The sequence below is a fragment of the Streptomyces sp. NBC_01549 genome (assembly GCF_026339955.1).
GTDB lineage: Bacteria > Actinomycetota > Actinomycetes > Streptomycetales > Streptomycetaceae > Streptomyces.
Window position 1 is genome coordinate 6614509 of the sequence record NZ_JAPEPW010000001.1, and the last position, 10951, is coordinate 6625459.

Genomic DNA, 10951 nt, shown 5'->3' on the forward strand with positions numbered 1-10951 from the left:
TGAGGAGTTCGGGTGAAACAGGTTGTTCAGAACTACAAGAGTGGCGATCTGGCGGTGCTCGAGGTGCCCGTGCCGGGGTGCAAGCCGGGCGGTGTGCTGGTCCGCAGCGCCTACTCGCTGATATCCACCGGAACCGAGCTCATGAAGGTGTCCGAGGCCGGCATGTCGATGCTGGGCAAGGCCCGCTCCCGGCCGGACCAGGTGGCCAAGGTCATGCAGAGTGTGGCCACCAACGGGGTGCCCGCCACCTACCGCAAGGTGATGGGCAAGCTGGACTCCTACACGCCGCTGGGCTACTCACTGTGCGGGGTGGTCGAGCAGGTCGGCACCGGGATCGACGACGTGGCGGTCGGCGACCTCGTGGCCTGCGCCGGCAATGAGCACGCGTTGCATGCCGAGCTGAACTGGGTGCCGAAGAACCTCTACGCCCGGGTGCCGGACGGCCTCGCGCCGCGCCACGCGGCCTTCGGCACCGTCGGGTCGATCGCGATGCAGGGCGTCCGCCGCGGCGAGCCGCAACTCGGCGACGTGGCGCTGGTCATCGGCCTCGGGCTGATCGGGCAGCTGGTGGTGCAGCTCCTTGCCGCCTCGGGGGTCCGCGTCGTCGGGGTCGACCCCGACCCGGTGCGCTGCGAGCTCGCCGAGCGCCTGGGTGCCGCGGCCTGCGGCGATCCCGCGGCCGCCAGCGTGGAAGCCGCCGTCGCCGAACTCACCGGCGGTCACGGCGTGGACCAGGTGTACCTGGCCGCCGGCGGCGGCAGCAACCAGCCCGTCGAGCTGGCCGCCCGGCTCTGCCGGGACCGCGGCCGGGTCGTCGACATCGGCAAGTGCCGCCTGGACCTGCCGTGGAACGCGTACTACGAGAAAGAGCTCGACGTCCGCTTCTCGCGCTCGTACGGCCCCGGGCGCTACGACCCGGCGTACGAGCTCGAGGGGCGGGACTACCCGATCGGCTACGTGCGCTGGACCGAGCGCCGCAACCTGGCGTGCTTCCTCGATCTCCTCGCCCGCGGCAGCGTCGACGTGGAGCCCCTGGTCTCCCACATCGCCGACTTCGATGACGCCGTCGAGACGTACCAGCGCCTGAAGGAGGGCGACCTCAAGGCCGTGGCTGTGCTGTTCCGGTACCCCGAACACGCGGGGGAAACGAAGGAAGCAGTGGCCCCGGCGGTGGCCGTGCCCGCGGTGAAGCGACCCAGCGGCGGAGTGTCCACGCCGGCCCGGGCCGCCAAGACGCCGGTACGCCTTGCGTTCGTCGGCGCGGGAAACTACGCGACGTCGATGCTGCTGCCGCACCTGGCACAGCGCGACGGAGTCACGCTGTCGACAGTCGTCACCACGACGGCGCTGTCCGCGGCCAACGCGCAGCGGAAGTTCGGCTTCGCCGAGGCGACCACCGATCTCGACGCCGTGCTCGGCGACAAGTCCATCGACGCGGTGTTCGTGGTCACCCGGCACAGCTCGCACGCCGAACTGACCCGAAGAGCACTGCTGGCCGGCAAGACCGTGTTCGTGGAGAAGCCCCTGGCCCTCACCGAGGACGAGCTGGCCGGCGTACTCGCGGCGGTGGAGGAGTCCGGCAACGACCGGCTGCAGGTGGGCTTCAACCGCCGGTTCGCGCCGCTGCTGCAGGAGACCAGGAAGAGGTTCGGCGCCCGGACCGGTCCGGCGAGCCTGCGCTACCTGGTCAACGCGGGCCGGCTGCAGCACGGCAGCTGGTACCTCCAACAGGGCACCGAGGGCTCGCGGTTCGCCGGCGAGGGCGGACACTTCATCGACACGGCGAGCTGGCTGCTCGAGGCCGACCCGGTCTCGGTGTACGCGGTCGCCACGTCCGGCAACGAGGACCTGCAGGTCGTGCTCCGCTACCCGGACGGGTCCACCGCCACCATCAGCTACGTCACCACCGGCGCGGCCGGCTTCCCCAAGGAGACGCTGGACCTTGTCGCGGACGGCAAGGTGCTGCGGCTCGACGACTTCGTCCGTGCCACTGTGTACGACGGCCGCCGCAAGCGGTGGGTCAGCTCGCGGCTGCCCAAGGCTCGGGACAAGGGCCAGTCCGCCGAGCTGGCCGCGTTCATCAAGGCCGTGCGGACTGGCGGGCCGATGCCGGTGCCGCTGGAGTCGCTGGGCGCCACCACCTCGGCCACCCTCGCCGTGCAGGCCGGCCTGGTCGGCGGCGCGCCGGTGACGCTGGCGAGGGCGCGATGACCATGAGCGCGGGCTGGTACCTGCGGCGGCTGTCCCGGATGGGACCGCGGGAGGTCGGCGGCCGGGCGGGCGACGCGGTGCGCAGGCGGCGGTGGCGGTCGGCGCAGCCGGACTGCCCGAGCATGACCGGCGCCCGGTTCACCGCGGTGCTGCCCGCCGGGACGATCGCCGCGATACCTCCGGACGCCGCGAAACGTCTCATTGCCGAGGCGGACCGGCTGATGTACGGGCACGTCGAGTATTTCGGGGTGGTCCGCGACGACCTGACCGACCCGGACTGGTGGTGCGACCCGAAGACCGGGCGCCGGGCTCCGTGGGGCTACGCCTTCGACGTGCCGTATCGGAACGAGGACGCGGTCGGGGACATCAAGCAGATCTGGGAGCTGTCCCGGCATCAGTACCTCACCGTGCTCGCCGCCGCCTACGCGATCACCGGGAACGAGCGGTACGCCGAGCGCGTGGCCGAGCACCTGCGGTCGTGGTGGGCGGCCAACCCACCGCTGCGCGGCGTGCACTGGATCAGCGGCATCGAGCTGGGCATCCGGCTGCTGTCCTGGGTGTGGATCCGCCGGCTGCTCGACGGCTGGCCGGGCGCGACCGGGCTGTTCGAGGGCAACCCGGTGGCGTTGAACCAGATCTGGCACCACCAGCGCTGGCTGGCCGCCTTCCCCAGCCGAGGGTCTTCGGCGAACAACCACGTCATCGCCGAGACCGCCGGGCAGTTCGCCGCAGCCTGCGCGTTCGGGTGGTTCCCCTCCTCGGCGCGTTGGCGAGCCGACGCGCTGCGGTCGCTGGAGCGGCATCTGCGCAGCAACACCTTCGACTCCGGCCTCAACCGCGAGTTGGCCACCGAGTATCACGGACTTGTGCTGGAACTCGGCCTGGCCGCGGTGGCCGAGGCGGATGCCGCCGACGTGCCGGTCCCCGCGTCGATCCGGCTGGTGCTGCTGCGGATGACCGACACGCTCGCGGCCATCGTGGACAGCCGGCTGCGGCCGCCGCGCCAGGGGGACACGGACGACGGGTACGGTCTGGTCGTGGACGGCGCGGGCACCGACCGCTGGGCCTCGCTGCTGGCCACCGGCGACGCCGTGTTCGGCCGGCTCGAATGGTGGCCGGCGGTGACCGGCAGTGATGTGCGCACCCCGCTGCTGGCCGCGCTCATCCGGCCGTACTCGGAAGACGGAACTGCACCGGCCGTGACCCGCCCGGCAAGCCGACCGGCCCACTTCGCCGACGCGGGGCTCACCGTCCTGCGCGGGCCGGGAGAGATCTGGTGCCGCTGCGACGGTGGTCCGCACGGCTTCCTGTCCATCGCCGCGCATGCCCACGCGGACGCGTTGTCCGTGGAGGTCCGGCACGACGGGGTCGACGTGCTCGCCGACCCGGGGACGTTCTGCTACCACGGGCAGCCCGAGTGGCGGCAGTACTTCCGGTCGACCCTCGGCCACAACACCCTGCAATTGGATGGCAGTGACCAGTCCGTCTCCGGCGGCCCGTTCCTGTGGACCCGGCATGCCCGCAGCCGCGTCCTGGTCGCGGACACATCCGACGCCTCCGACGGGGGGACGGCCCGCTGGTGTGCCGAGCACGACGGCTACCAGGGCTCCGTGCACCGCCGCCGGGTGGAGCTGACGGCCGCGAGTCAGGAGCTGCGGGTGGTCGACGAGGTGCGCGGCCCGCGCCGGGCCGTGCACCTGGCGTTCCACCTCGGCCCGGCGATCGCCGCGGACTTGGTGGGGAACCGGGTAGTGCTCACCTGGATCCGGGACGGTGAGGGGCGTTCCGCGGTGCTCGACCTGCCCGGGCAGTTGTCCTGGCGGGCGCATCGCGGCGAGACCGACCCGCCGCTGGGCTGGTACTCCGCCGGATTCGGGCGCAAGGAACCCACCACAACGCTGGTCGGCACCGGCTTCGCCGACGGCGCGGACGGGTTCACCACCGTGCTCAGGTTCCGCGGCTAGGGGGGCGCGTGGGGATCAAGAGGCGGCACCGGGCGTTGGCGGCGGCACCGCTGGCGCTGGCCCTGCTGGCGGCGACCGGCTGTGAGAACACGTCGGGCGCCCCGGCAGCGAAGCCGACCGCTGCGCCGTCCACGTCCGCGGCCCGATCCGTGGCCCGGGTGTGCGCCAACCCCGCGGCCGGGCCGGCGAAGGCGCCGGCGGGCGCGGTGACCGTCGATCCCGCGGTGGTCGGTGACCTGGCGGCGAAGACCAAGAGCAGCCCCCCGAACACCACGTTCTGGCTTCGACCGGGCAAGCACAGGCTCGACCCGGACCGCTACGCCCAGGTCATCCCCAAGGAGGGGGACCGCTACTTCGGTGCGCCGGGCGCGGTGCTCGACGGCCGGAAGGTCAACCAGTACGCCTTCGCCGGCACCGCCGGCGATGTCACCATCCGCTATCTGACCGTGCAGGGTTTCGTCGCACCGCAGGACGAGGGCGTGGTCAACCATGACTCGGCCGACGGGTGGGTGATCGAACACGCGAAGATCCAGGACAACTCCGGCGCCGGGCTGATGGCCGGTGCCCGCCAGCAGGTCCGCGCCAGCTGCCTGCGCGACAACGGTCAGTACGGCATGAACGCGTACAAGGGCAACGGCCGCATCACCGGCCTGGTGGTCGAGGGCAACGAGATCGTGGGCAACAACACTGGCGACTGGGAGCGGCGGCGGAAGGGCTGCGGCTGCACCGGAGGCATCAAGTTCTGGGCCGTCGACGGCGCCGACGTGAGCGGCAACTGGGTGCACGACAACCGCGGACCCGGGTTGTGGGCGGACACCAACAACAACGACTTCCGCATCGAGAACAACGTGATCGAGGCCAACGACGGTGCCGCACTGATCTACGAGACCAGCTACAACGCGGTCATCCGGGACAACACGATCCGGCGGAACAACTGGGTCGAGGGCCGTAGGGAGGCCGACAGCGGCGACAACTTCCCGTACGCGACCGTCTACCTGTCCGAGTCCGGCGGCGAACCACGGATCCCGGCCCGCACCGACAAGATCGAGATCTACCGGAACGTGCTGGAGAACAACTGGTCCGGGATCACCCTGTGGGAGAACGCCGACCGGTTCTGCAACAGCCCGGCCAACACCTCGTCCGGTGACTGCACCCTGCTGGTGCGGGACACCGACCGTTGCGCGAAGCCGGCGATCGCCAAGGCACCGCTCTACGCCGACTGCCGGTGGAAGACCCAGCGGGCGGACATCCACGGCAACCGCTTCGTGCTCGACAAGTCCGTCGTCAAGTGCACGGAGAAGTGCGACCGCATGGCGGTGCTGGCCAACTACGGCACCTATCCGGACTGGTCGCCGTACCAGGGCGAAGGGGTGGCCGACGCGATCACCGAGAAGCAGCACAACCGCTGGCACGACAACGTTTACGTCGGACCATGGAAGTTCGTCGCCCACGACCCGGACCGGATACTCGACTTCGGGCAGTGGCAGGGGACGCCGTACCTGCAGGACAAGGGCAGCACCCTCGACCTACAAGTTGGTGGTTGAGATGGGCGGGGACCTGACGCGCGGCGGGTTGCCGGGCGGACGGGACACGGCGGGAACGCGGCCCGGCGCCGAACCGCGCCCGGCCGGCACACCGAGGATCGTCGGGGTCGCCTGGGGGCTGCTGATCCTCAACACGCTCGGCTCCGCCGGGGCGAAGACCATCGTCCCGCTGCCCCGCTCCCTCATCCAGATGGTCACCATGGGCGCGCTGGTCGCCGCGTTCGCGCTGGCGCTCGCGGTCAATCTTCGGCTGCGCATCCGAGCCAGCGCCTACGTGCTCCTGCTCACCCTGCTACTGGTGCCGAGCGTGATTTCCAGCGCGAACCTGGAGTCCGGGATCGGCGCGCTGTTCCGCTGCGGCCGGCTGGCTCTCTTCATCGGCACACTGTGGCTGCTCAGCCGCTGGTGGGACGGCAGCCTGACGTTCGTCCGGTACCACATCCGGATGTACTTCGCGGTGCTCGGATCGGTGGCCGCCGGCCTGGTCGTCTCACCGGGCGCGGCCCTGCCCGACCTCTACGGCGGACGCCTTGTCGGCGCGTTGTGGCCACTCACCCCGCCGCAGATCGGGCAGTACGCAGCGGTGATCATCGGGCTCACCGTGCTGCTCGTTCTGGGCCGCCGGACCGACGGGGCCAGCGCCGCGGTGGTCATCGTGCCGTCATTCGTGCTGCTCGCGCTGACCCATACCCGGACGGCCACGCTCGGCCTGTTCATCGGGTTGGCGTTGGCGATCGGCTCGCTCATCCTGACCAGCGCCGCAGCCCGCCGGTTCTTCACCTGGGCGGTGCTGTGCGCCGTGGTGGCCGCGGTGGGGTTCGCCTCCGCGCTGCAGGCGTGGTTCCTGCGCGGACAGAGCAAGGAGAACTTCTCCAACCTCACCGGTCGGGCCAAGGTCTGGGACGCCCTGCTGGCTGCGCCCCGGTCGACCTCGGAGAAGTTGTTCGGCGTGGGCCTGGGCGACAAGTCGTTCGGCGGGCTGCCGATCGACAACAGCTGGTTGGCCGTCTACAACGAGCAGGGTCTGATCGGCGTCACCCTCGTCGCGGCGATCATCATCGTGTTGGGCGGCGTCGCGTTGCTGCGGCCCCCGTCGCTGCAGAGAGCCTGCGCGATCTTCCTGATCGGCTACTGCGCGATCGCGTCGTGTACCGAGGCCGGTCTTGGCGACGCCTCGCCGTATCTGCTGCATCTGGCCCTGGCCGCCTCGCTGCTGGCGGCACCCGCCGAGGCCGCTCCCCTCTCGACGCCCGCAGTCCCTCGACGACACATCCCGCGCTGGGCCCGTAGATCGGAGGTGACCTGAGCATGCACGTCCTCGTGGTGCACAACCGCTACGCCTCGGCGCAGCCGAGCGGGGAGAACAAGGTCGTCGACCAGGAGGTGGAGCTGCTGCGCGCGGCCGGCCACCGGGTCGAGGTGTTCGAGCGGCGCAGCGACGACATCGCCGCCCGCTCCCTCCTCGGCAAGGTCGCGGTGCCGCTCCTCGTACCGTGGAACCCGGCGGTGCGCGCGGAGCTCGCCGCTCGGCTGCGCACCGAGCGGCCGGACGTGGTGCACGTCCACAACGTCTTCCCGCTCCTGTCGCCCGCGGTGCTTGCCGCCTGCGCCGACGCCGGTGTGCCCGCCGTCGCCACGCTGCACAACTACACGCAGGTCTGCCCTCCCGGCACGCTGCAGCGGGACGGCCGACCATGCACCGAGTGCGTCGGATCGGCGCCGCTGCCCGCCGTCCGGCACGGCTGCTACCGGAACTCCCGCCTTGCGACGGTGCCGCTCGCGGTCAGCCTGTCGGTCAACAGGCGGCGGTGGTGGTCCGGCGTGGAGCGGTTCTTCTGCATCTCCGCGGCGCAGCGCGACGTCCTGGTGCGGTCCGGCATGCCGGCCGAGCGGCTGGCGTTGAAGCACAACTTCGTGCCCGATCCGGGCACTTGCCGAGCGGGCGGGGGAGAGCATCTGCTCTATCTCGGCCGGCTCGCGGAGGCCAAGGGTGTGCGGCTGCTCATGGCCGCGTGGGACGAGATCACGGCGAGCGGCGGTGTGGGCGTCCCGCTCGTGATCGCCGGCGCGGGGCCACTGGAGCGAGAGGTCACCGCCTGGGCGGCAGGCCGGGACGATGTGCGCTACATCGGCCTGTTGGACGCGGCGGAGTGCCGAAAGGCCATCGCGCGGTCGGTCGCCGTGGTGGCTCCCTCGACGTGGCTGGAGGCGTTCGGCCTGGTGGTCGTGGAGGCGATGGCGGCCGGGGTCCCGACCGTCGCCGCCGGCCACGGCGCCTTCGTCGAACTCGTCGAGGACGGCGTCACCGGGCTGCTGCACCGGCCGGGCGAGCCCGCCTCGCTCGCGTCCTGCATACGCCGGATCGCGGCCGAGCCGGCCCGCAACCGGGAGATGGGCCAGGCGGCCCGGCGCCGCTACGAGCAGGGATTCAGCCCGGCCGTCGGCCTGGAGCGCCTGGTGGATGAGTACCGCACCGCGATCGCGGGTCGGTCAGCACTGGCTCGCGGTGGAGACACCCGCGCGAGCAGGGGGGATGGGGACAGCAGATGACACGATGCCGACTCTGCGGCTCGGAAGCGATGACGAGCGTCGTCGATCTTGGGGCGACGCCACCGTGCGAGAGCTTTCTCGCCGCGGACCAACTGGACCAGCCGGAGTCGGCGTACCCGCTGCACCTGCGGGTCTGCACCGACTGCTGGCTCGCGCAGATCCCTCCGCTGATCACGCCGGAGGAGACGTTCACGCAGTACGCGTACTTCTCCTCCTACTCGACCTCCTGGGTGGAGCACGCGCGCACGTTCGTCGCCGACGCCGTACAGCGGCTGGGTCTTGACCCCGACGCCTTCGTGGTCGAGGTGGCGAGCAATGACGGGTACTTGCTGAGGCACGTGGTGGACCGCGGGATCCGCTGCCTCGGCATCGAGCCGTCGGTGAACGTCGGCGCCGCGGCGCGGGAGGCGGGTGTGCCCACGCTCACGGCGTTCCTGGACCCGGCCACCGGCGCCGCCGTCCGCGCCGAGCACGGGCCGGCGGACCTGGTCGTGGCCAACAACGTGTACGCGCACATCCCCGACGTGGTCGGGTTCACCCGGGGACTGCGCGCCCTGGTCGCCGACGACGGCTGGGTCTCCATCGAGGTGCAGCACCTGCTGACCCTGATCGAGGAGAACCAGTACGACACGATCTACCACGAGCACTTCCAGTACTACACGGTCGCGTCCGCGACGCGAGCCCTTGCGAGCGGCGGACTCGCGCTCGTGGACGTCGAGCTGCTGCCCACGCACGGCGGCTCCATCCGGCTGTGGGCCCGGCCTGCCGAGGTGGCCGACGAGCCGACCCGTCGGGTCGCCGACGTGCTGGACCGGGAGAAGGCCGCCGGGCTGCAGGAGCTGTCCGGGTACACCGAGTTCTCCGCCCGGGTGGCCAAGGTGCGCCGAGACCTGCTGCGGTTCCTCATCGAGGCGGCCGAGCGCGGCGAGACGGTCGTCGGCTACGGCGCCCCGGGCAAGGGCAACACCCTGCTCAACCACTGCGGTGTCCGGCCCGACCTGCTCGCGTACACGGTCGACCGCAATCCGTACAAGCACGGCAGGTTCACCCCGGGCACCCGCATCCCGATCCTGCCGCCCGAGCAGATAGCCGCCGACAAGCCGGACTACGTCCTCGTCCTCCCGTGGAACCTGCGGGCCGAGCTGGTCGAGCAGCTGTCCTTCGTGCACGACTGGGGCGGCCGGCTGGTGTTTCCGATCCCGGAACTGAGCATTGTCGAGGTCAAGTCATGAAGGTCGTTCTGTTCTGCGGCGGTTACGGGATGCGCATGCGTAACGGAGCCTCCGACGACGTGCCCAAGCCGATGGCGATGGTCGGGCCGCGACCGCTGATCTGGCACGTCATGCGCTACTACGCGCACTTCGGCCACACGGAGTTCATCCTGTGCCTCGGCTACGGGGCTCACCACATCAAGAACTTCTTCCTCAACTACGAGGAGACGGCGTCCAACGACTTCGTGCTGCGGGGCGGGCGGCCCGAGCTGTTGTCCACCGACATAGCCCACTGGACGATCACGTTCGCGCAGACCGGCATCGAGTCACCGATCGGGGAGCGGCTGCGCCGGGTACGGCACCACCTGGACGGCGACGAGATGTTCCTCGCCAACTACGCCGACGTGCTCACCGACGTCCCGCTGCCGGAGATGATCGACCGGTTCGCCCGACGCGACGCCGGTGCGTCGATGATGGTGGTACCGCCGCAGTCCTCGTTCCACTGCGTGGAACTGGGCGAGGACGGCCTGGTGGGGGGCATCACCGCGGTGAGCGACATGCCGCTGTGGGAGAACGGCGGCTACTTCGTGCTCCGCCAGGAGGTCTTCGACCACATACCGGAGAACGGGGACCTGGTCGCCGACGGATGTGCCCAACTGGCCAAGCGGGGACGGCTGGTGGCGCACCAGCACCGCGGCTTCTGGAAGCCGACCGACACCGTGAAGGAGCGGGCCGCGCTCGACGACGCCTACGCCCGGGGCGACCGTCCGTGGGCCGTGTGGGAACGGGACGGCGCGGGGGCGAACGCCGGAGTGAGGACCGCATGATCCAGCTCGGCGCCGGGCGGCTGGACCGGATCGTCGCAGTGGGCGCGCACTGCGACGACATCGCCATCGGCGCCGGCGGCACGCTGCTGACGCTGTGCCTCGCGCGACCGGGTATCCGCGTCGACGCGCTGGTGCTCTCCGGCGGTGGCAGCGAGCGGGAGCAGGAGGAGCAGGCCGCGCTCGCCGCCTTCTGCCCGGGCGCCGACCTGCGGCTGACCGTGCACAAGCTGCCGGACGGACGGCTGCCCGCGCACTGGGAGGAGGCCAAGGCCGCGGTCGAGGAGCTGCGCCTGCAGACCGAACCGGAGTTGGTCCTTGCGCCGCGCACCGATGACGCTCATCAGGATCACCGCGGCCTGGCGAAGCTGATGACCACCGCGTTCCGTGACCACCTCGTGCTCGGCTACGAGATCGTCAAGTGGGACGGCGATCTCGGCCGACCGGCGGCGTACCAGCCGCTGTCGCCCGAGATTGCCGAACGGAAGGTGCGGCTGCTGCAGGAGCACTACCCCTCGCAGCGGCACCGGCCCTGGTACGACCGGGAGGCATTCCTCGGCCTTGCCCGGATCCGCGGCATCGAATGCCACGCGCGCTACGCCGAGGCGTTCGCAGTCGCCAAACTCACGCTCAACCTAGGGGGTTGA

General features: G+C 71.0%; 8 protein-coding genes. All 8 read left to right on the forward strand.

Features of this window, described 5'->3' with window-relative positions:
* Positions 1–12 precede the first annotated feature (12 nt).
* Genes OG819_RS29605 through OG819_RS29640 form a run of 8 tightly spaced genes read left to right on the forward strand, consistent with a single transcriptional unit; the run spans position 13 to position 10951 of the window.
* Positions 13–2211 (forward strand): bi-domain-containing oxidoreductase, encoded by a 2199-nt coding sequence (locus OG819_RS29605; RefSeq protein ID WP_266651594.1) that lies wholly within the window; start codon positions 13–15, stop codon positions 2209–2211.
* Positions 2208–4175, forward strand: coding sequence for an alginate lyase family protein (locus OG819_RS29610; protein ID WP_266622665.1), 1968 nt, complete (start codon positions 2208–2210; stop codon positions 4173–4175). The genes OG819_RS29605 and OG819_RS29610 overlap by 4 nt, the downstream gene beginning before the upstream one ends.
* Positions 4176–4183: 8 nt before the next feature.
* Positions 4184–5719 carry a right-handed parallel beta-helix repeat-containing protein gene (locus OG819_RS29615; RefSeq protein ID WP_266622664.1) on the forward strand — a complete coding sequence of 512 codons (1536 nt, stop codon included), beginning with the start codon at positions 4184–4186 and terminating at the stop codon, positions 5717–5719.
* Position 5720: 1 nt separating this feature from the next.
* A complete protein-coding gene (locus OG819_RS29620) occupies positions 5721–7025 on the forward strand; it encodes an O-antigen ligase domain-containing protein (RefSeq protein ID WP_266651596.1) in 1305 nt (434 codons plus the stop codon).
* Between the two features lie 2 nt (positions 7026–7027).
* Positions 7028–8269, forward strand: a complete 1242-nt coding sequence (locus OG819_RS29625; protein ID WP_266651598.1) for a glycosyltransferase — start codon at positions 7028–7030, stop codon at positions 8267–8269.
* Positions 8266–9501, forward strand: coding sequence for a class I SAM-dependent methyltransferase (locus OG819_RS29630; protein ID WP_266651600.1), 1236 nt, complete (start codon positions 8266–8268; stop codon positions 9499–9501). Before OG819_RS29625 ends, OG819_RS29630 begins: the two co-directional genes overlap by 4 nt.
* Complete coding sequence (locus OG819_RS29635) at positions 9498–10307, forward strand: glucose-1-phosphate cytidylyltransferase (RefSeq protein ID WP_266622658.1); 810 nt, start codon at positions 9498–9500, stop codon at positions 10305–10307. Before OG819_RS29630 ends, OG819_RS29635 begins: the two co-directional genes overlap by 4 nt.
* Positions 10304–10951, forward strand: a complete 648-nt coding sequence (locus tag OG819_RS29640; RefSeq protein ID WP_266622656.1) for a PIG-L deacetylase family protein — start codon at positions 10304–10306, stop codon at positions 10949–10951. The genes OG819_RS29635 and OG819_RS29640 overlap by 4 nt, the downstream gene beginning before the upstream one ends.